Source organism: Spirosoma fluviale (genome assembly GCF_900230225.1).
In the GTDB taxonomy this organism is placed as follows: domain Bacteria; phylum Bacteroidota; class Bacteroidia; order Cytophagales; family Spirosomataceae; genus Spirosoma; species Spirosoma fluviale.
In genome coordinates this window covers 148861-172085 of sequence record NZ_OCNH01000009.1, presented here as the reverse complement: position 1 = coordinate 172085, position 23225 = coordinate 148861, and the positions used below count along the sequence as shown (strand labels likewise).

14 protein-coding genes are annotated in these 23225 nt (G+C 52.4%); all 14 read right to left on the bottom strand.

The genetic code is table 11. The features are described 5' to 3' along the window. Positions 1-7: 7 nt before the first annotated feature. The 14 genes from CRO74_RS29905 to CRO74_RS29840 all read right to left on the bottom strand — a co-directional run bounded on the left by CRO74_RS29905 (position 8) and on the right by CRO74_RS29840 (position 23224). Positions 8-2635, bottom strand: coding sequence for a glycosyl hydrolase-related protein (locus CRO74_RS29905; protein WP_097131773.1), 2628 nt, complete (start codon positions 2633-2635; stop codon positions 8-10). A gap of 333 nt (positions 2636-2968) precedes the next feature. Next, entirely contained in the window at positions 2969-6418 is a 3450-nt protein-coding gene (locus CRO74_RS29900) for a glycosyl hydrolase (RefSeq protein ID WP_097131771.1), read from the bottom strand. A 116-nt stretch (positions 6419-6534) separates the two neighbouring features. After that, positions 6535-7629, bottom strand: a complete 1095-nt coding sequence (locus tag CRO74_RS29895) for a cellulase family glycosylhydrolase (protein ID WP_097131770.1) — start codon at positions 7627-7629, stop codon at positions 6535-6537. Between the two features lie 21 nt (positions 7630-7650). Continuing rightward, positions 7651-8427, bottom strand: a complete 777-nt coding sequence (locus CRO74_RS29890; protein ID WP_097131768.1) for a glycoside hydrolase family 16 protein — start codon at positions 8425-8427, stop codon at positions 7651-7653. Between the two features lie 89 nt (positions 8428-8516). Next, positions 8517-10931, bottom strand: a complete 2415-nt coding sequence (locus CRO74_RS29885) for a glycosyl hydrolase (protein WP_144036004.1) — start codon at positions 10929-10931, stop codon at positions 8517-8519. A 117-nt stretch (positions 10932-11048) separates the two neighbouring features. After that, positions 11049-12743, bottom strand: coding sequence for a RagB/SusD family nutrient uptake outer membrane protein (locus CRO74_RS29880; RefSeq protein ID WP_097131764.1), 1695 nt, complete (start codon positions 12741-12743; stop codon positions 11049-11051). A 14-nt stretch (positions 12744-12757) separates the two neighbouring features. Next, complete coding sequence (locus CRO74_RS29875) at positions 12758-16264, bottom strand: SusC/RagA family TonB-linked outer membrane protein (protein WP_218840251.1); 3507 nt, start codon at positions 16262-16264, stop codon at positions 12758-12760. Positions 16265-16286: 22 nt separating this feature from the next. Then, positions 16287-17291 (bottom strand): FecR family protein, encoded by a 1005-nt coding sequence (locus CRO74_RS29870; protein ID WP_097131762.1) that lies wholly within the window; start codon positions 17289-17291, stop codon positions 16287-16289. Between the two features lie 66 nt (positions 17292-17357). Next, positions 17358-18065, bottom strand: a complete 708-nt coding sequence (locus CRO74_RS29865; RefSeq protein WP_245878029.1) for an RNA polymerase sigma-70 factor — start codon at positions 18063-18065, stop codon at positions 17358-17360. Between the two features lie 169 nt (positions 18066-18234). Next, entirely contained in the window at positions 18235-19542 is a 1308-nt protein-coding gene (locus CRO74_RS29860) for an MFS transporter (protein WP_097131760.1), read from the bottom strand. Positions 19543-19584: 42 nt separating this feature from the next. Then, the gene (gene araD1 / locus CRO74_RS29855) at positions 19585-20592 is read right to left on the bottom strand and encodes an AraD1 family protein (protein WP_097131758.1); all 1008 of its coding nucleotides are present in this window, start codon (positions 20590-20592) and stop codon (positions 19585-19587) included. Between the two features lie 75 nt (positions 20593-20667). After that, positions 20668-21459, bottom strand: coding sequence for an SDR family NAD(P)-dependent oxidoreductase (locus CRO74_RS29850; RefSeq protein WP_097131757.1), 792 nt, complete (start codon positions 21457-21459; stop codon positions 20668-20670). Positions 21460-21479: 20 nt separating this feature from the next. Further along, a complete protein-coding gene (locus CRO74_RS29845; protein ID WP_097131755.1) occupies positions 21480-22649 on the bottom strand; it encodes an enolase C-terminal domain-like protein in 1170 nt (389 codons plus the stop codon). Between the two features lie 14 nt (positions 22650-22663). After that, the gene (locus CRO74_RS29840; protein WP_097131754.1) at positions 22664-23224 is read right to left on the bottom strand and encodes a helix-turn-helix domain-containing protein; all 561 of its coding nucleotides are present in this window, start codon (positions 23222-23224) and stop codon (positions 22664-22666) included. Between the last annotated feature and the right edge of the window lies 1 nt (position 23225).

Sequence of the window (23225 nt, the reverse complement as noted above, 5' to 3'; positions counted from 1 at the left end):
GGATACATCAGTTAGTGAATTGGAGCCGGTAGGTATTGAGTTGCGTTGGGGCGAAACTGACGCGTAACTGATTACCGGTTGGTTTCAGCAGTCGCTCATTTGTTTCGATGTGCGTCGTTTGCCAGGCTTGCCGGATCGGTAGGGCCAGTTGCAGTACCGGCGATACCGGTTTGCCGGGTATGTTCCACAGCCGGGCAACAAGTCCCTGACGGTCGCCATCCTCAGCCGGTTTCAAGCTCCACAACAGCACCTTTGGGTCGCCGGTGTTCAGCAGCGAAAACGTTGATGCCGGGTACGTATCCGCCGAGCCGGTTATCGGGCCGGTTACCAGCGGATTCTGATGTTCGAGCGAAAATTTCATGGCTACTACCGGCTCAAAATCAGCCGCGTGGGTGGTCAGGGCGAACTGATACCGGAACCCTTTCTGCCCGTTTTGCCCAAATATACCCAATACGCCTTTGTCTTCGCGCTTGGTATCGACCTGCCCGCCCGCCAGCGCACTCAACTGCGATGATTGCTCCCAAAGTGAATCGACGGTGCTCCGGCCGAGTTTAAAAAAGCTGCAATCGACGTTCGACAGGGTGACTCCGTAGTTAGCCTCACTCATGTCGGCGAAGTGGTTGAACGTCTGCCAGTCGAGCCGGGCGTTCTGGGCGGCATAATGGCCACCCCGCGTTTCTTTTTTAGCCGTCAGAATAGCGCCCACCTCTTCGTGCCGGGTGGTTGGCTTGGCAAGGTTAAACGAAAACGCCCAGGTCTTTACGTCGGCAAAATTAGCCTGGATACTGTCTTCGATCTCAATGCGTTGCGGTCCGGCGGTCCGGCTATTGGCAAACAGCGTCACGCGAACGGTATGCGGCACTGGAACGAGCGAAACCGCTTTCAGTGTGACGGACACCGGCCCCACGTTTTCGGCCACGACCGGGTTGCCGTCGTTGACGTTCGACACCCCCAAATCATTGACATACTTCCCGTCGATTGGCTTGACCAACTGCCGCCCTTTTGCCTGATTGTCAACAATCTCCGTAATCGCTCCCGATGGACTGAGTCGCAGGCGGTACCGGCCGTTCTGCATGTACTCGCCCGAAACGGTAGCAGCTGCTGGTCGGGCGGTTGGCGTTCCGGCTCTGATTTCGAAGACCTTATACCCAACCGAGGGAATATTTTCGGCGTAGATGCGCACAAACCGCCGTCCGCCTTTCGTAACAACCTGACTGGCAACTTCTTTATTCGTGGCCACGTCGATAACACGAACGGGATCGGTACCGGTATAGGCCAGATCGGCAATGTCGTTACGGAGCCAGCTTAGTGGGTTGAAAACGAAAAACCGGGGGTTGGCCGCTTTTCTGATTTGTCCGCCGAGGGTGTTGGCCGACAGGATGAATAGTGAATCGACGTAGCCGGTAATTTGTCGTTGCAGTTTGTTCTGCCAGGTAGCCCGCACCGGTTGTTTCACCGGCCCGTCGGCGGTCCAGTTATGTTCCCAGTACATCCCGAACGACTCCCAGGCCAGCTCTTTTGCAGGCGTCAAATGATTGGCGAAGGACGGTTTTTTCAGTGCTACCAGCGAGGCCAGGGCTTCGGCCGCACGAAGCTTCTCCGTCGACCGACGCACCTGCGCCGTCGTTTCGTTCATCGACGCACAGTACAAATCCCATTCATTGCCGTAACTCACCGACTCGGACGGCAGTTTCGGGTAGCTGCGGGCCACATCTTCGAAGAAGTCTTCTTCGTTCGACACCCGTACTTTTCGGCTGGCGTTCGTACCGTTGCGGGCTGCTTCGATAAAGGGGTTGGACACGTAGGTTTCCAGATCGTCGTGCCCGTAACCGAACGCGCCCGCCACGTTGTACGGATACGTTGACTTGGTGGATATAGTATCGCAGTAGGCATCGAGCTGGTCAACAATCTGCCCGATCTCTTTGGTTGGGTTGACGGTCTTGATAATCAGGCGACATTCGGCGTAGCCACCAAAGGGCGTGTGGGCCTTGGGACGGCCATCGTACGTGTACCATTTCATCAGTACGCTCGATGCATCCAGTCCCGTGTAACGATACAACTGGTTGCGTCGGTTGGCGCGGTATTCGTAGGTCATCTGACTACCGTAACCCCCGATCCCCTTCCAGCTGTATTTGGCTCCCGACCCCGCCCAAAGGGAGCTTAGTCCCAATGGCAGGGTATTGTTTTCCATCGCTTCGGCCAGGGTAAACCGAAGCTTATATTGCCGTTCGAGCTGCCCCGCATAGTACATGCCCCGCAATACGGCCTCGGTAGGTTGTGCGCCGTAAGTACTCACCAGTGTATTCAGCGGACTCCCGATGTGCCCCGACTTAACAGCGGCAATCAACCGGTTGAACTGGGCTGGCGACCGGTATTTCTGATACGCCCGCAGCCAGTAGCTGCCGTCGCAGTTGAAGCGGGCCTGAAAATCGGGCGGATTATTTTTTGTCGAGTCGATCTGTTTCAGGTAGAAGTCGAGCATCTGCACGAAAGCCGTGTCGTATTTGGCTTCGTTGGCCGTCCACATGTAATCGGTATGGTCATCATTGGCGATGTATAACCGTTTAACCGGCTGGGCAGTGACTATTGACAAACCTGCGAGCAGGAGCAAAAAGAGGAACGTATATTTCACCATGGGAACGTATAGGGAATGGCCTACTCACAAGTGCCTACAAAATAAGCGAATAAACCTCACCCCGTTAAACGGAGCAGGTTCCGACTTTTCCCGGTTTATGGCTTTAATTTGATACGAATAGATGAATTGGGAGCCGGTAGAGTGTCTTGCGGTTGATGGCCAACTGATAAGTCAATAAAGTCGACTTAACTATATAGCTAATAAGCTTACTCACACACAAATGCCCAAAATCATACGCATTTCAGGTTGGGGCGCTCCGCGAAATCAAAAATATTACCAGCGCGAACTGGCTGAAGGCTGGCACACGATATAGGCGTTGGCCCTGTAAACAGTTCACAGACGGGCAAACCGGGTAAGTGTCAAAGGCCCCGCTAATCCCGATGGTTTCAGGGGCATGTTCTTGTTCAATATCGTTTCTACCGGCGAGGTTGTCCACAGGCTTTTTATCTGTCCGTACTGAATCAAATCACCAATGATCCGGTTGCGGCAGACGGTGGCCACGGTGATGTCGAGTTTGTTGGTTGTCCTGAGCAAACCGGATACGACCAGATTGGTGTTCGGCTGCCAGGCATAGGCGATGACCTTGCCATTCAACCGCACTTCGGCGGTGGCGCTCACGTTGCCCAGGTTCAGTACCAGCGAGTCCCACGTCGACAGGACATTTTCAGGTACGGTAAAGGTGATCGAGTAGGCGGCTTTGCCCGCAAAGTATTTGATGGCCGGATCGTCAAACTCAGTCAGGGATTTCAGGGAGGTTAATTCCAATGGCTTTATTATCTCATCGCCAACGGGAGCGAACGCCACACTGGCCCGAAAATCACCCAGTGCAATGCGGGTGGGCGCGGCAATTTGTTTTGTGATGCGCGTACCATTGTTCTGGGTGAAGGTATACTCGCCAGCGGTGGACGCGACGAAACTGTATTTCCCCCGATGTACAGACGCGTGAGGAATGGATACCGTCGAATCCTGAACGGGCTGCTGTGGAAAAATGACGCGGCCTGCCCGTGAAACCTGATGGATAAATTGACCCGGCTTTTTGTTGGTGAAAACAATCAGCTTCGATTCGTAAGGCTTGAGCGAGATGGGTAGCCTTGTTTGTTTTTTTTCTACGGAGTAAATCAACGGTTTTGTGACCGTCCCATTTTCGGCATTCCAAAGCTCGGGAGTTTTGCCCGTCACCCGGAACAGCAATTCGCGGTGCAGGGCTTTATCCTGCTGATTAAATACGTAGTAGACGTCGGTATCCCCCAGTTTCCTATGGATATACATGATCTCTTTGGGATCATTCCGATTGGTGGTCAGGTCGGGCAAGACGGACAAGTTGGCTAACATCTCCTGAATTGGCTTACCCCAGATGACCCGTCCCTTGCCAGATGTCATCTGACCCGGTTGCCCCCAGAGCTTTTGTACCAGATTGACGAATTCAGCCGAATCCTGTTTGATCTCGGGTACGCTCAATAAGTCAAGGGGCTTAGGGCCGTACACCACCGCTCCCTCATTGACTAACTGAGCGATTCGCTTCAGCGTGGCAAGCTCCATTTTTGTACTATTCGGGAGCATCAGTACGGCAAACCGCTGCGTTCCACCCAACGATAACTGACCGTCAGTAACCTGAATTTTCGTCATCAGCATATCCCGGTTGCAGGCATTGGCCTGAATACCAATCGGTAAATCGGACAGGAAGCTTTTACTGAAGAATTGCGGCAGCTGATCACCGGCGTAAAAGAGCACATCCACAAGCGGTTCACCTTGTTGCAACACGTACTGAACACGGGCCTGATACGTCAGCCAGTCCTGATTATACACCCACCAGGGGTTGTTCCGGTTGAAATGAGCACCAAATTTACCCAACGTCATGCCCGGCTTTTTATCAACCGGCTGATGCACGAAACTATGCATGATTAATTGGTTGACTCCTGAACAATAGGCCGCATCACCAAAGGGTTTCAGGTCAAACGGGGCTTCGGAGTAATGCGCAAAATTGGTATAAGCCTCCGACCCGATCACCTGCTTACCATGCGCCAGAGCTGAGTACATCGGAAAGCCGGGCGTCGGCCGATTCGCCGGTTTGTAGTCGCCCAGATTATCCTTGTTGTTTTCAGCCCAGAACTCGGTCATGGGCAAATCCATGTACTGGTTGGCCTTCAGGGGGTCGAGGGGTGGGTACGCTCCCCAGTTGCTGTAAATGGCCTCGCCGTGCAGCTCCAGACGATTCTGGTGGCACAACTCACGAAAGTGTTTGTAATGGTTCTGGTCGATCAGATCGGCAATGGTCTTGCGAAAATCATGTAGAAAGGCTTCGGAAAGTTGTTGGTTGCCGACAACTTCACCGCATAAGACCGGTAACCAGGGTACGATGCTGTACCCCCTGCGGGCCTTGAACTCGTCGGGAAACGTTTTCGACCAGGTCTGAAAGTGAGCCTCCCAACTGTCCATCAACACAAACTTCAGGGTATTGCCGACGTAGGAACCAGCCGCCTGAATCAGTTTTTTGGCATAGCTGTTAAAATGCACGCTTAGTGCCGTGGTATCCATTTTGTCCGCTTCCAGGCCAAGCCCTTCGGGCGATGAAGGATCAGTTTTGACACCGGTGGAGGTATAGCCAAACCGAATCACTTGCCAGCGCCCGTTAGGCGCGTTCCAGTTAAGGGTTCCATCGGCCGACAGAAAGCGCGTTACATCGACGATGGCGTTTTCCGAAATGGCCGTGGCAGGGAGCTTCACATTGGCATCCAGCGCGTTTTGGCTGACATCAAACACCGACGCTGCCTTTTCAAAAAACGAAGTAAGCTGCGGGTTGAACGCCGGGGGTTCTTCGTCCGTCAATAGTTCCAGCTCGCCAATGGGGTACTCGCTGAAATACAGGAAGTTGGTCTTCGCCAGCTGAAGCCGGAAAAACTTCGCCCGGGTCGTGGGAAAAGGCAGGGTAATCGACTTGTTCACACCCACGCAGGAGAGGTTGGCTATGTTGGTATAGGTTTTCCCATCCATTGACCCGGAGAGGATGAACTGAACCTCGATTTTACCCATGTCGTCCCAGCAAAAAGGCAAATAAGGCATCACAACCAGCTTATTGGCCGTAAACTCAGCGGGCAACTTTATGTCGATCACATCCCCTTTTCTGGTTTTGACAGCGGTTTTCGGATTGCCATCCGCCAGTTCGGCCGCTTCGGTACGGGCGTTTACCATCAGGGTTGGCCACGCTTTCTGAAACGAATTGTCCGTATCGGCCATCGGATAGGCCACCACAGCGACATCGCGGTAGAAGTTCTCCTGTTGTAAGGGTTGCGGAAGTTTCACGGCCGTGTTTTTCCCGCCTTCCAGTACGGTTTTACTCCAGACGTACTCCTTCATCGACAAGTCGGGGGTAATCCACGGCCCACCGGAGGTGGCGTACCCATCGATGGTTTGAATGCCGATCGTGATACCCAGTCGATTGGCTTCTTTTAGTGCCCACTGAAACATCGCAATCCATTCGGGAGAATTGAATTTAACCTGGGGTACATCTACTTTTTTGTTCAGTATGTCGCCGACATTGATCAGGCTCGCCTGTACAATACCCTGCCGCTTCATGGATTCGAGGTCTTTGGTGATACCCTCTTTGGTAATGTAACCCGCCATCCAATGCCACCACGTATGGACTTTGGACGATTGAGGGGGCGTCCGAAAGTCAGTTTTGCTAAGTCCGTTTTGCGCATTCAGCGCCGGGTTGAAAATGAATACAAGCAGACTGGCGAGGAGTATAATTCGTACAATACGGGGGAGTGGTTTATCAAAACGCATAAAAAAAGGCAGGGTACAAAGATTTTTGAGTTACGGGTTGATGTAGCCTGGACGGCCACGTCCGGGAATAAATAAACTTTGTGCTCACCCGGACATAGCCGTCCAGGCTACAGACGTTAGTTTTCCACGCCCGTAATTTCGCGGACTTTGGCGAAGAAACCTTTCTTGCGTTTTGAGTTGATTCCCCAGTCGACCGGTACCGTTTGATAGCCTTCGCGGTAGTCCGTTTCGCCCGGAAAGCGGAAATCGAAGTAGCCCCACGAGACGTAGTTTTTGATCGATACCGTGAAATTATTCGTCGGCTTGTCGAAGTCATAATGATCGTCTTCGTTATTGACGACGGGCATATTCCGGTAGCCATCCACCTGTTTCGTCGCGTCAATCAGGGTTTGGATTTGCTCCGGCTTCGACGCGCCATTGCCATGAATCAGCAGGAAATCGGAGGCTTTGACCACGTTTGGCGTTGGCACCACGATGCCACCAAAACTGGTACTGACCAGATACCGGTACCCCCGTTTATTCGTGTTTTTTACCAGGTCGATTAACTCCTGAATTCGCTTCGGGCGCAAAATTTCATGGTTGTAGGTGCCATTATCCACGGTCTCATTAGCAATTTCAATGACTACATGCCTGTACCGTTTGTTGAACAACCAATCGACCAGCTCACGGGTAGCCTTGATAACGGCTTTTTCATCGGTCAAATATTGATCCTGACCGAAATAGAAAATGCCGAGAATGACCACCATATTTAATTCGTCGGCTTTTTTAAGAATCCGGTCCAGCCGTTGCATGTATGGCTCCAGCAGCGAGCCATCGGTAGCGAAACCCGTATTCAGGCATTTCGACGAGCCATACCCCGACGGGCTGCCGCCCTGCATATTCAGCGTAAAGGCATTGAGTCCGTATGATTTCCAGAGCGGCATGGCGGCCACAAACTCGTTTGTGTTGCGGTCGGGGTCCCACGTTTTGGTATCGGGGTAGGAAAAGCCGGATCGGGTTTCGGGGTTAGCATCGTCGAAAATACCCTGCACCATGCGGGAGTTCATCAGCAGACCTTCAATCTTATTACCATTCCAGTATCGGCCGGGATAAGTCGGCTTGCCATTGATCAAAAACTGGTTTCCTTTAATAGCCACCACCGTTTTTTGGCCAAACGCGCCGGAATACCCAACGACGAGCAGGAAGAGATAAAGTAAAATTTTTCGGTTCATATCGGGATGTCCTTTAGGGGGTTACTCAATCATTGCTTTGTACACCCGAATGTAATCACAATACATCGTAGCTGGTAGTGGAGTCGTTTCGTTTGGCGGACCGGGCCAGCTACCACCAATCGGCAGGTTAATCAGCACGTAATGAGGAGCGTGAAATTCCTGCGTACTGTTTATGCCCTTAGCGATTGGCATCTCATGAAACTGCACATCATCGATGTACCAGGTAATGGCCGTGGGTGTCCAGATAACCGAGTACGTATGCCACTGCGTCACGTCAATTTCGGGTGAGCTTTTGCCGTTCATGACATGCTTACTTGAATCGCTGGCCCAGTGGCCAGTTCCGTGAATCATGGGCTCCGTGTTGATGTGTTCGAAAATGTCAATCTCGCCACACGACGGCCAACCGATCTGGTCGATATTGGCCCCCAGCGTCCAGAAACAGGCCCATAGTCCCTGACCGCTGGGTAGCTTAAATCGGCCTTCAATTTTTCCATAGGTCCAGTCTGCTTTTCCTTTGGAAATGACGCTGCCCGAGGTGTACGCGTAGCCGTTCATCGGCTCTTTCCGTACCGTAATCTCCAGATTGCCCTTATACCGGCGGGCGTTGGTTGTCTCTTTGGTATAGTACTGCAATTCTTTGTTGCGGATATACCCGACTTCGTAATCCCACTTTTTGGGATCGGGTGCCCCTTTTCCATTGAATTCATCCGACCAGACTAGTTTATAGTCTTGTGAGTAAGCGGAAGCGGTTGTCAACACGCAAAGACAGACAAACAGGCCTTTAAAAAATGGCTTCATGAGAAATCAATTTGGTGGTAAAAAATGAAGCCGTTGGCTTGCATCTAAGCCACGCCTGGTGTTCATGCATACTGTCCCGGATCCGTTTATCACTTATTAGATACCACAAATGTGGACGTCACCGCCTTTAATCTGAGCGGAAAACGCGTGTAAGTCTGACCGTTCTTTTTCAGGTAATCAACCTGCTCGATTCGTGTCGTTTCCCCTGTGGCCGGGTCCCACAACTCAGGGCGAATCCTGCCTTCGACTTCGGCGACTGTTTTCACCGCATCGTCCGATGAATTGGCGAAATAGTAGATGTCCTGCTTTCCTTTTTTCTTGTGGAGACACGAAAACATACCCCCGCCACTGGTTGGACTCGGGTTGCCGTCGAACGCCACATCGGCCCGTACGTTCAATTGGGCCAGAGTGGCGCTTACTATCCGCCCATCGGGTTTGCGGATAAAGACTGCCTTACCCTGCTTTTTATTCGTGCGGATGGCCGATACACCGTCGGGCCGTGGTTTGGTCGGGTCAATGCCAAACATATCGTTGATAATGGCCTGCACCTTCTCGTTGTTGGCGTTTATATCGCGGCTATCCGCTACCAGTTCGGCGGCTGTGGTGGGTAGCTGCGAGGTAGCCACAACCACTCCACCCTGATCGTAATACGCTTTGATTTTTTGTAAGGCCTTTAGCGAGATCACCCGCTGCCCCGGCAAAATCAGTGCTTTGTAGGTCTGGCTGTTTACCTTGTTGTTCAATGCCAGCGCAGGCCCCTTGAGAGTGATTTTATCGCTCAGTAAAAAGTCAGGATGCAGGAAGGTAAAGTCGCGATGAACCTCGCCCAGCAGCATTTCGCCGATGGCCAAAAAGTCATTATCGTAAGGTACAAACGAACCCCAGCGCATGTCCTTGGTGTAGGCGGGTGCATCGAACTGATAAAAAGCCTCCAGATCCGCGATCGGATAAAAGAGGGCAATGTCGGAGACACGTCGGCCCCCCTGCAAAAGCATGGAGTGCCGCCCCACCCATTCCGCGAACGTTTTGGTGCCTCCGAGTGCGTCGGTTTGGGGTAATCCGGAGCCCATCAGTCGGTTGATGCCCCGCGCATACAGTTCCATGATCCGGCGGTAGCCGATCGTTTTGCCAGCCGGCGAAAATGTGTTGAAGGTCTCGGCCGCTACAATGGGTTTGTCGTAGAAGTCGGCCCCGTCGCTGACCAGTTTGAAGCCGTCCCGCCCGGTCGGATACGAAAAGATCACATCGACCATTGGAATGGGTTGAGCCCGGTAGAATTTAAACGGGTCGCCGTTCATATCGACCGGCTGGGGGTCGTAGTTGCCCGGACAGTGTCCCGACACGGCAATATTGTTCCGTTTACCCCAATCGGTCACTAGTTTCGGAAAGCCATCGGCGAGTAGTTCGGCCCGCGTGTCGAAAAGGGCGATGCGGGCCGCGTCTGTTTCGGGGCCAATCGACTCCCACAACGCCGGGTAATAAGTGGCCGGGTTCAGGCCAAATCGCTGTTTGAATTTCTCATTGAATTTCGGAGTCCAGGTACGTTCCTCATCAAAAATGCCCACGTCGTCGAAAAACGTCTGGATGATGGTATTGCCGAAATAAGACCCTATTTCCCTGGCGTGTGGTTCATACACCTTATCAATGAACCAGTTCACGGCTTCGGGGTCCATGTAGTCGGTACCCGCCCGGTAATCCAGCTCAGACCCCACGCGTTTGGCCGTAACACAGGTAAACACCATAACCTTCCAGTTTCCGGCAGGCGCATTCCAGACGAGTGTATTATTGGTCACCTGTGGGGTGAGGTCGATCCGTTCGAGCGATTGGCTGTTCATAGCCACAACCGCCATCAGCACACCGGGAGTGGGCAATTGCTTTCGGTATACCTGCGGACCGGCAACGACTTCCTCGCTCTTTTCGAGGAGCTTCCGGTTAAATTTTTCCGGAGTCGTGTAATTGGCGATGCCGCTTGGATACCCCACTTCATCGTAAAATATCACCTTCCGGCCCCGTTCTTTGGAATACGCCAGAATCTTTTTGAGCTGATCGAAGTACTCCCGGCTCAGGTAGGCAGGCAGTGGCGCAGGCGGTGTACTTGCCTTACTGACGGGCGAGAGGTATTCTCTATACGATTTAGCTCCCGGAAACAAGGTCATCAGCCAGGGCGAGGCACCGGCCGGGTTGGTTGCCTGCAGTCCGCTGCCAATGTGCTTCATGTACCCCGGCTCGGCATTGGCTTTCCCCGAAAACGGCTTGCTATCCGTGGGCGCTACGATAATACCGCCAAAACCAAAGTTGTCATAGATATTGTTCAGCTGGCTCTCTACCGTACCCGTTTCGGTGTATTTCGCCCCCGCAGCCCCCTGAAAGGGGAAGGAAGGCCGGTACTCATACGCCGGGTTTTTAAACTGCTCCCGTGCCGTCTTTTTAGCGACAGGTTGCGCCCATAAACTGATTGCGGAGAGTGTAGCTAAACTTACTGTCAATAGAAGTCGATCAAGCATCTGGCTTTTTTGGGTCAATTGTCCTTAAAATTGAGGGTTAATTTGATCAACTTGAATCAGTTAACCAAAAATAACTGACCTTACCCAGCCATGTAAGGTCAGTTAGTTAGTCCATTTTTACAGGCTGGAATTGCCGCCGTTCCAGCCGGGACTCTGTACCAGAACGCCGTTGGAAATCAGGATTTCACTGTTGGGAATCGGCCAGAAACCACCCGTTGCATTCATCCGGTCAACGATGTCAAAACTCATGGTCGCTTTTACGTTCGAGTTCAGGACTGATACTCCATTTTGGTTGGACTGAAGGACTGTACCGGCTCCTTTGCCGTACCATCGGAGCAGATCATAGTAGCGAACGCCTTCAAACGCCAGTTCATGCCGCCGTTCTTTTTGCAATGCCTCCAGCGAATACGCTACTGACGGTAAGCCGACCCGGTTTCGCACCCGGTTCAGGCCGGTGTTGGTTCCCGTAAGCTCGGAATGCATCAGCAGAATATCCGAGAAACGGAGTAACACCAAATCCTGACTTTCGCGGATAAACGTTGCCTCGGCCGATCCGTATAAGGGGTTCGTGTAACTTGGAAAAACCGTGCGTGCTGCCTTGTTTTTCCAGGCCATAATGGTCGTGTACTTTTTGACGAAGTAGTGGGTATCATTGATCTGCGCCCACCCGTTTTCCTCGTATTTTTTTATCCCTTCGGCCGGATCATCTACGTTGAGAACCGACATAAAAATACGAGGATCTTTGGGCTCGTCCTGTTTCCACTGATCGACCAAACGCGCGTTCACGGTGCCCTGCCCCCAACCCGCGCCAAACGGAAAACAATCAGCGTTATTATTCGATTGACCACGCAAGCTGAACGCTGTGTTTATAGCGTTTTGGTAGGAGTTACCCCAGTCGCCCAGATTACCGAACTTAATGGCAAAAACAGTTTCTTTATTGCCTCCTTCTTCGCCCGTCCACTTCAGGTTTTTCCCCGCCGTAAAGGCATAATCGTCGACGGTGAATTTGTTGGTGTAAGGCCACAATTCACGAAAATCGGTCGCTAATGCGTGTCCGCTCTTGCTGATGCAATCGTCCAGGTACGTGACAACCTGACTTTTGGTGATGGCCCCGCCACCCGCCACCGGCAGTTCGGCTTTCTGGTAATACCCGGTATAAAAGAGGAATACCCGTGCCAGCAACCCTTCGGCAACCCACTTGTTGGCATGACCCAACTGACTGACCGGCATGGCCGTAAAAGCCGTTGCCGGGAACAACTCGATGGCTGTTTTCAAATCAAGGGCAATCTGCCCGTACAGTTCAGCTGCGGCCGATTTTGGCTTTATAACGCTTTCAGCCTTGGTAAAGACGGGAACCTCCCCAAAGATCCGGGCCAGGCTAAAATAGAACCAGGCACGCATGAAATGAGCCTCCCCTTTTATCTGATTCATACTCGCGGTAGAAACACCGCTCACTTTTGCGGTATTTTCCAGTAGTTTGTTGGCCCGGAATATACCGGTGTAATAGTTCGACCAGGTTGAGCTCAGCATGTTCTCGTTGTTTTTCTTGAGCCTGTCTACCGCCATCGACTGAAAGTCGTCGGGTCCGCCCCCGCCAAAGGTTTCGTCAGAGGCTATTGTGCCAATAAAGAAATCGCCCCACTGCTCGGCGGCCATTTTCTGGTAAATGGATGCCAGCGAGTTTTGTAACTCCTGTTCGTTGGCCGGAAAATTCTGGTCGTTCTTATTCAGTAAGTCCTTGGTGTCCAGAAAGTCGCTACAGCCAGATGCTATAAACGAGAGGAGCACAAACAGGTATATGTACTTTTTCATGGTGATTTTCGGGGTTAAAATTTCAGGTTAAGGCCAACCATTACTGTGCGCGGGCTTGGGTAAAATCCAACGTCTATCCCTTTCGACCAGCCTTCGTTGGCGTAGCCTATTTCGGGGTCTGCTCCGTAGTAGTTGGTGAACGTAATCAGGTTGTTCACGGCCACATACAGGCGGGCCTGGGTAAGCGGAATACCGGGCATCAACTTTTTGAAATCGTAGCCCAGCGCTACAGACTGGATGCGAAAAAAGTCGCCATTATCCACGTAAATATCACTGTTCCAGCCCCAGTTTGGGCTTGACCCTGCTGCCAGTCGGGGGTACCGGTTGGAGGTCCCTTCGCCATGCCAGCGACCCAAATAAACGGAAGGCCAGTTGGCATACAGTTTTTCGGCCGAGCGCAAGTTTGACGCGATCTGGTTACCGGCCACCCCATTGCCCGACAACGAGAAATCGAAGCCTTTGTAATCCATCGCCAGGTTCAAACCAAAAATTACATCAGGATTAGGATCGCCAATATTCGTTTTGTCGCGTGAGTCAATGATCTTGTTGTTATCCGTATCCACGAAGATCAAGTCGCCGGGTTTTGTGTTCGGTAGTTTCCCGCCCGTATACGCATCAATTTCGCCCTGGTTCTGGAAAACGCCTGCCGTCTGATAGCCGTAGAAATAGCCAATCGGATACCCTACCTGCGCCCGGTAAAAACTACTGCGGTCGGCGGTGGAAAAAATGGTGGAACTGCCTTCAATGATCCCCTCCGTATTGGCAATCCGGGTTACTTTATTCCTGTTCAAGGCTGCGTTGGCGTTGATACTGTATCGGAAATCTCCGACTTTATCATTCCAGCTCAACACAAGCTCGATGCCCTTATTTTCGATATTACCCCCGTTGATGAATGGCGCGGCTCCACCCCACACGGCAGGTACCGGTGCCTGCACCAGCCAGTCGCGGGTTGTTTTGGTGTACCAGTCCATCACGATGCCAAACCGGGACCGGAAGAATCGGGAATCGAAGCCAATATTCAACTGTTCCGACTTTTCCCAGGTCACATTCGGATTGGGCAGGATACTCGGGTACGCACCGACATCGACACTGTTTTTTTCGGGGCCGAAGTAGTAATTAGCTCCCGAGAAACTATAGGTAGACAGGTACTGAAACGGAGAGATAGCCTGATTTCCGTTTAACCCCCAACTGGCCCGAAGCTTAACATAGTCGACCACGTTGCGAGTGGATTTCATAAAATCTTCGTCGGTGATCGTCCACCCTGCCGCTACCGACGGGAAGTAGCCCCACCGTTTGTCGGGAGCGAAATTGGACGAGCCATCGGCCCGCATGATGATCGAGGCCATGTACTTTTCCTTATAGTCGTAGTTGAGCCGACCAAAGAAAGACTGAATGGCACTACGACCCCAGGGAGAGCCATTGATAGCTAAATTTGACGGGTTCAGTGTCTTCACGTTGTTCAGATACGCGTATTCGAACGAGTTAAATACGGAACCCCGGTTGCTGCCGCTAACAGACGTACCCAGGCCATTCTTTTCGATCGACTGACCAATCAACGCATTGATATTGTGCGCATTGTTGATACTTGTCCGGTAATTGATGGTGTTCTCCAGCACATAGCCAAACCCGGTAGAAAGACCCTGATCAACTTTGTCGAGGTCCTGCCTGCTCCGCCCACCCAGGTCATACGCGGGTGTGTAACTTCTGGAGGCTCCGGAACTGTATTTGAAGCCGAAGTTACTTCTGAATGTTAGCCCCAGCAGGGGTTGTATTTCGAGGTAAGGGTTTACCCGGATATTGTGTGACTGGGATTCATTGTTGCTCCGCTGGTAGTCGTAGCTCCCCAGTGGGTTGATAGCCTCGGCCCAGGGAATGGCCTTGGTATAGTTTCCGGTATTGTCATACACCGACATCAACGGGTGCATGCTAATGACGCCCCGAATATCATTCCAGTTAATGTCGCCGGTTCCGATCCCATTCCGCTTTTGATCAACGAAATTGTACAGGATGTTTTCCCCCAGCTTAACGACATCGAACGACGAGTTTCGGTAAATGACGTGCTCTGAGTTCAACCTGAACGAATAGCGATCGTAGAGCGGAGCCTTTGGTTGTCCATACACGCCTTCCTGCGAGGTATAGGACATCCCCAGCGAATAGGTCGAATAGTCAGAGCCCCCCGTTAAGTTCAGGGTGTGATTCTGGATGGGTGCGTTTCGGTTCGTAAACTCCCGTTGCCAGTTGGGGCCTGTCCACCCCTGCTGTACCCGGCTATAGTCGGGCACCAGATTGGTCCAGTTCGGGACGGGAGATCCTATATTCTGATAGCTCTCATTTTCCAGTTCGATGTACTGTTGTGCATTCAGCACGTCTACGTATTTGGCCACGTTCTGAACACCGACAAACCCATCGTAACTTAACCGGGGTTTGCCTTTTTTACCCTGTTTCGTTTTGACCAGAATGACGCCATTGGCCGCGCGGGAGCCATAAATAGCGGCCGAGGCTGCATCTTTCAACACATCGATGGACTCAATATCGCCCGGATTGAGCATGTTCAGGTCGCCACCCACCACGTTATCGATGATAACCAGCGGACTGGCATTACCGATGGTCCCCAGCCCCCGGATGTTTATTTTGAAATCACTGCCGGGTTTACCGGAGTTTTTCGTGATTGAGAGGCCCGGCGACTGGCTCTGCATGGCCGTAAAGGGCGACACCGTACTCTGCTTGACCAGATCATTCCCGGTTATTTGAACGGTGGCTCCCGTCACCAGTTTCTTTTTCTGAACCCCGTATCCTACCACCACAACATCATTGAGCGATACCGCACTGGCCGCAAGCGAAACGTTAAGAGCGGTTCTATTTCCCACCGCCACTTCCTGCGTCACATATCCAACAAACGAGAACACCAGTGTTTCGCTACCGGTTGGCAGTTCTATTTCGTAATTCCCATTTGGGTCAGAAACGGTCCCCCGCTGGGTGCCTTTCACCAGAATACTCACCCCCGGCAAAACACCCCCGGCTTCATCCGTTACCGTACCCGTTATTGGTTTGACGGCTACTTTTATGGTGGGAGCTTCCGTTAGCTTCGGACTCTGCTGAGCCGCAGGCTGCTCCCTGGAAGTAGATTCAACCGGTTTAAGCGGGGTGTCGGTAACGCTTACTTTTTCCCCCTTCCCCAGAATCATATACGATCCGTTCTGCATCTTTCGAAATGTCAAGCCACTCGACCGCAGTACTTTAGATAGGTTTTTCTCGATGGATTGTCTAAAATCCAGCTCTTCACTGGCTACCGAGAAAGGCAGTACAGCCCGGTCACCAAACACGATATCGACTTTGTACTGATCTTTCAGGGTGTTGAGTGCATCGCGAAGTGGTATATTTTTAAGCCGCTGAACGGTTTGGCTGGGTTTAGCCGTCTGTCCGGCATACGCCATAGCGGATTGGGAAAACCCTTCCCGGCTGCTTATCCAGCCTATAAGCAAAGCGGTAGCCAGCCAACCTGGGTAAAGTTGTTTTTTCATAAAAATAAGGGTTGATAGGTTGTTATTTCGTCTGTGAGATAAGCACTTTATTGTCTTTCCGGGTGATGGTCAAATCCAGCACCCCCTGAATCAGCTCCAGCAACTCGTCGGCGTTTTTAGCCGTAAACGTTCCGGAGAGCGTTTGTCCGAGCAATTCCTTATCGGTCGCTTCGGCCTGAATTCCATAGTTTTCGGCCAGCAAATAGATGATTTCCTGTAGGGTGGTTTGCTGGAAGATATACCGATGGCCCTTCCAGGCGGCATGGACTTCGGGCTGTACCGTTGTTTTGCGAAGGGCATGGTTCTCATTATCGAGCAGAATAAGGTCGCCCGGTTTCATCAGCATCTGCCGGGTTTGGTTGCCAACGCTGACATTTAACTGCACTTTCCCTTTATTCAGCACCACTTTGGACCCTCTGGCTCTGGCAAAAACGGTGAACTCCGTACCCAGCACTTCCACATCGAATCGCTTGCCCGTTTTAACGACGAATTTTTGATGGCCGGGCAGGTGCTTCACCGAAAACTCCGCTTCTCCTGCCAGAAACACATCCCGGCTTTTTTCGCCGAAGCCCCAGCGCGGCACTTTCAACAGGGAGTTGGCATTGAGAACCACCGTACTGCCATCTTCCAGTTTGAGCGTTTGCGTTTCCCCGAAGTTGGTTCGGTAGGTTTGGTACCGCCAGAAATCACTTTTCGGGAGCAGAATAAAATAGACGATAGCCGTTACCGTGGCCGCTGCCAGCGCCCAGATCCATCTGTTCGGTCGGATGCTGACCACGACAGTTTCGGGCGCGTCGGCGGTTGGCACGCGTTGCCGTTGTTTCAAGAAATCATTGTATCGATCAATGGCACCGCTTACGTTTGCTTCGTATTCCGGATGTAAATTTTCGTACTCTTCCAGCCACTGATAATACACCTCTTCGTTCGCTACCTCCCGCGCCCATTCATCAATCAGTTGCTTTTGCATGGCCGAGGTCTTCCCCGAAAAATGCTGAAAAAGCAGTTCTTTTGTTATGGTCGACTTCATGGTTGCGGGGTTTGTGTTGGGAAGACGAGTGAAACCGGAATTCCACTTACAGCCGGGTGTAAATAGTTAGTCGATGAGGAAAGCGATAAAAGCCAGAAACCATTTTTCCTTCAGCAGTGCCCGCACAAATTTATTCGCCCGGTACAGTTGCACTTCAACGGTTTTGACCGACAGTTGCAGTTCATCGGCAATTTCCTGGTAACGTTTCCCTTCAAACCGGTTCATGAGGTAAATCTTTCTCCGTTGTATGGGCAACGTGTTCACGGCGTTTTGAACATCCTGAAACATTTCCTCGAACTGGCTGATCGCGTCGGGTCCCTGGGCCGCCGAAAAGTCGAAATCATGTTTTTCCTCGAAGGGCTCGACCCGTTTCAACTCCCACTTCACATAACTGAACGCCCGGTTGCGTACCGCCCGAAAGAGGTAAAACCGGTACGACGACTGAATACCGGCAAAAGCGCCCGTTTTATAAAACTCGAAGAACACATCAGAGACCAGATCTTCGGCAATGGTTTTCGACCCGACATACTTGATGGCGTGGTTGCAGAGCGGCTGAAAATAACGCCGATACAACAACTCCACCCCCTTTTCGGGGTTTTGGTCCATCGCGTTCTTCAGGAAGAGCTCATCGTTAGTCATCGGCACCATAGCGAACTCCCGTGTATTCTCCTGATAAGGCCCAATACGGCGTATCGGGGACAGTTCATTAGGGTCTTTTTTCTCCGTTAGCGCCATTTCAGTACAGGATAAACCAGCAATGTCGAACCAGGTCATTATCGTCTTACCTACACAAGACGAGTAACTCTGCTCTTTCACTTACATTGATTTGTGTTATTTGAGAAAAAAATAGAACATTTTTAAACTAAAAGCGGAACCAGACTGAATCATAGGGCGGTAGCCTGCTATGAACCAACTGGTTCCGCATGATAGGTTTCGTAAAGAATCAAGCCTGGAATACGGGAGCCGTATCGCCTTCGACGTATTGATGAAGTTCCTTGTTTTTGACGAGCGGCCCCATAAACAGCATCATGATCAGCAGCCCGATCAACGCCACCACGCCAAAGCCAATAAACAGGATATTGTAGGCCGCTGCATACCCTAAACTGCCCGCGTAACTTTTCAGGACTATCCCCGACAGCGACTGGAATAAGGCTCCGCCCAGACCCGTACCCACGCAGGCCAGCCCCCACACCGAGGCAGCCGCACTTTTGGGCACCACATCTGCCGGAAACGCCAGCGAATTAGCGGTGTAAGCTGTATATCCAAAGCCCGCCATGCCAAAAATCAGCAGGGCCGACAAGGGCGTTGTAATGACAAACGGGCCTAACAGCAGCGATACCCCCATAATGGAGCCCGCGAGGGCAACGGCAATTTTACGGGCTCTGGGAATGGGGACGCCCCGCTTAATGATGTACTGCGTGAAATAACCACCCACCAGATTGCCCACGTCGGCAATGATAAACGGGATGGTGGCGTACCAGCCAATCTGTTTCAGGTCCCAATGGTGAACATCCACCAGATAACGCCCGATCCAGAACGTGACGAAGTACCAGACCGGGTCCATGAAGGTTTTGGACAACGTAAACATGATCACGAAGCGGGTTTTGAGCAGCTTCAGGGGCGGAATGATCCGGGCTTTGGCCTCTTTCGCCGTGGCTTCGGGCGTGTAATAGGTGAACCAGAAAATTGCCAGCCACAGATAGCCGAATACCGCCAGAATAATGAACGTGGCCTGCCAGCCATATTCAACCCCCAGATAAGCCACCATGGGCGGCACGATAACGGCACCCAGCGCCGAGCCGCTATTGAAAATCCCCGAAGCGGTCGACCGCTCGTTGGGCGGAAACCATTCGCTGGTTAGTTTGATAGCCGCCGGCCAGTTTCCCGCTTCGCCGATACCCAGCAGAAACCGGCAGACCCCGAATTGCAGGGGGGTAACGGCAAAGGCATGAATCAATCCCGCGCTCGTCCAGAAGGCCATACACAGGGCATAGCCCACCCGCGTACCCAGCCGGTCGATCACAAATCCCGAAAACGCATTGGAGAGCATATAGGCGACAAAAAATGCCGTTCCAATGTAGCCAAAGGCATCGTCGGGAATGAGTTTCCGTAGATCACCGTCGGCGCTCAGGTAATTGAACGACAGGCGATGCACGTAGTTCAGGACGGTGGCCAGAAACGCCAGCCCCACCATAACCCAACGCATTTTCAGCGGTTGAGCGCCATTCACCAAACCTGATTGCATATCCATGAACGTAAAGGGCTTAGGAGAGTTGACTCGAACGGATTAGTCTTATAGGGCCTGAATGGGCTGTAGTTGTTCGGGAATGCTGGCGAGCCTGATGGGGTTTTGCAGGGCCCGGCCCAGCCCTTCCCAGTGAACATGCATTAAATCGCCATCCTGTAAGGCCACCTGGGCCCCAAAGCTGAACGCGTCGGCCCCAAAAAAGTGAACGTGCGCCTGAAAAGGGATTCTGTGCGCTTCGTATTTGAAGTGATGGTACTCCAGATTCTGCAGGCTGTGGGCCATGTTTTTCTCCCCCGTCCGGATGTCGGACGACCAGACAGTCGTGCCATCGCGCTTGATGCTCACCGTGCCCGTCCACTCGCTGAACTGATCGGTGATGACCAGTTCAGGCCCCAGGGCACACTGCCGCAATTTGGAGGGAGCCAGATAGAGGTAATTCTTTTTCTCCATCACGTGGTCCGAAAACTCATTGCCGGTACAGAACCCAATTCGCCGGGGGGTTCCGGCTTCGTCCACGATGTAGGCCCCGGCGACTTCGGGTTCTTCTCCCCCATCGTTGCCGTATGCGGGCACTTCCAGCGACTGTCCATGCGCGCGAAGGACCGCGCCGTTTCCCTTATAAAACCACTCGGGTTGCACGCCGATAGTGCCTGCTTCCGGGGAGCCTCCCTCTACGCCCCACTGGTACATCTGCATGCTGTCGGTGGGTTTTTCGGTCGCCGACTGGTGCATCATCTGCCGGTTCAAGGCACTGTTTTTGTGGGTCAGTCCCGTACCCGAAACCATGCAGCCGAACGGCCCGTCGGGGTGATCAAATGCGGGAAGTAGCTGCCAGTCGCTTTGGCCGTCGTACACGGATTGGTAGTCAATCGTCTCGCCTGACAAACGACTCTGGATCAGATCAGTAAGTGCTTGATTTGACTGAATTGCCTCGTGTGCCAGTGCGTAGACCGACGTCGTATTCTGCAAAAATTGCAACAACGGTTCCTGCACCAGCGCAACCCGCCGTTGCTGCGAAGCATTCGACAGTTGCACTAATCGTATGGTTTCCATGAAGGTAAGGGAAAGGATTTAGAAGCTGTTTGCGGTAGACGCAAACAGCTTTTTAGGCATTACGAACGAGACGGACTATTGGGTTACCCAGCCACCGTCGACCGAAAAGCACGAACCGGTTACGTAGCTCGACGCCCGGCTAGCGAGGTAGAGCGCCATCCCGCTGATCTCATGCAGTTCGCCCCAGCGGCCCATCGGAATTTTGTCGATAAACGCCTGGTATTTGACGGGGTCATTGAGCAAGGGCAGGTTCAGGTCGGTACCGAAAGGCCCCGGCAGAATCGCATTGACCGTGATGCCTTCTTTGGCAACTTCCATCGCCAAAGCGCGGGTCAGTTGCAGAATGGCTCCTTTGCTGGTCGCATAGGCAGTTCGGTCGGGAATGGCCGTCAGCGCCAGCATGGAGCCGATGTTGATGATCCGGCCGTATCCATGCTGTTTCATGACCGGAATCACTTCGCGGCAGGCCAGCCAGGTGCCCGTGACGTTGACCTGCTGCACTTTTGTGAAATCGTCGAGGGACAGATCTTCGATGGCGCCCCGAATGTTGATCCCCGCCGAATTGATCAGGATGTCTATTTTGCCAAACTCCTCGACAGCCCGGCTGACCGCCTGCTTCACACTCTGCTCGGCGGTTACGTCGCAGGTAGTGCTGATGCAATCGACACCATAGGCCGATTTGATCGCTTCTTCAGATTGCAGATTCGTGGCTTCGTCGCGGGCCGCGATCACGATATTGGCACCGGCCTCCGCCAGTCCCTGCGCCATCGCCAAACCGAGCCCCCGGTTCCCGCCTATCACCAGCGCCGTTTGGCCGTGCAGCTTGAAGAGGTCTAAAATACTGCGTTCCACCGATAGTTGTTCCATAATATGTTCAGTCAGGTTGGTTATTCAATAATGGTAAAGTGCTCCAGCCCCTCGGTTTTCAGCGTCAGGCCCATACCAGGTTTGGTATCGTCGAGTTGAAGTTTACCGTTGTCGGCGATGGCTTCGCCGTCGAAAATGTACCAGAACATTTCGTTGCCGACTTCGATCTCCGTTTGGGGAAAATACTCGGCCATGGGGCAGGCAAAGGAACTCATCACGACATGCAGGTTGTGCATCTGCCCCCCGTGCGGAATGACCTCGACACCATGCACCAGTGCCATGTTGCATATTTTCTGGGCTTCGGTAAAGCCGCCAACCCGGTTGGTATCGAACTGAAAAATATCCAGCGCACCAGTCTGCAACAGATCGTGAAAGCCGTAGCGCGTGTATTCATGCTCCCCGCCCGACAGCGGAATATCCGTGTACTGTTTGAGCTTGGCAAAATTTTGAATCTCGTCGGGCAGCATTAGTTCTTCAACCCAGCGCAGGTTGTAAGGTTCCAGCGCTTTGAGGAGTTGTTTGGCGTAGGGAAAATTGAAACCCATGTAGGCTTCGAGCATTATGTCCACATCATCGCCCACGGTTTCCCGCACCACCCGAACCATCTCCACGTTTTTCTTCAATCCGGCCAGACCGTCTGTCAGCGGATAGCCGCAGCGCAGCTTCATACCCGTAAACCCTTCGGCTTTATAGTGAGCCGCTTCGGCTTGCAGGCTGTCCAGATCACGGGTATACAACCGACTGTAATAGGTCTCGATATGGGGTTTGGCGCGCCCGCCCAGCAACATGAACACCGGTTGATTGAAGACCAGCCCTTTAATGTCCCACAAAGCAATATCCAGGGCGCTGATGGCCGCAATGACAGCCCCTTTCCGACCATAGGCCACAGTCGACCGGTACATTTTCTCGAAGAGGTATTCCGTGTTGAGCGGGTTTTCACCAATCAGGAGCGACGCCAGTTTGCTATCAATGATCTTCTTGGTGACGTCGGGGCAAAGGCCCGCGTTGCCAATACCGATGTGGCCTTCGTCGGTTTCAATTTCGACGACCAGCCAGCTAAAAAACCGGAAAGCGGCCTGTGAATCCTGTTGAAAGTGAAGCGGGCTGAGGGGTGTCGCAAAGATGGTATCTCCGGTTTTTACCGGCCCGTTCCATTGATAGAGTTTCGTTCTGACGGCACGAATTTTCATGAATTCTGATTACGTTAAACAAATATGTCTAAATAGGCTACCTCATCGGAAGTCGGCAGAATACCGTGCTTCAGGGAGGAGTTAAAATAAAGGCTGTCGCCTTCTTTGAGCTGGTATTCAACCTCGCCAACCTGCATTTTCATCTGCCCCCGAATGACGTAGATAAACTCTTCGCCCTCGTGCGACAGCTCGTGCGGTTTGACTTCGCCTTTTTTGCCCACAAACAGAAACGGCTGCATTTTCTTTTCGTGGTATTCCGACGCGTAAGGATAAATGGAGTACCCTTTATCCGTTTGCGTCAGGCTCTCTTCGGCCTTCAGGCGGGACGTCACAATGGCATTCAGCCAGCCATCATGTTCAAGCAAATTGGAGATGGTGGTGCCCAGGGTATTGGCAATCTTGACAAGAGCCGCTACCGAAGGCACCGTTTTATTATTCTCGATTTTGGAAATCATGCTTTTGGACAATTCACTGGCGTCCGCGATTTCCTGAAGGGTTCGATTCTGGTTAATTCGCAGGATTTTAATCCGGTCTCCTAAGTTCAGGTTGTTGGTCTTGTTCTCGATTGCAATCATT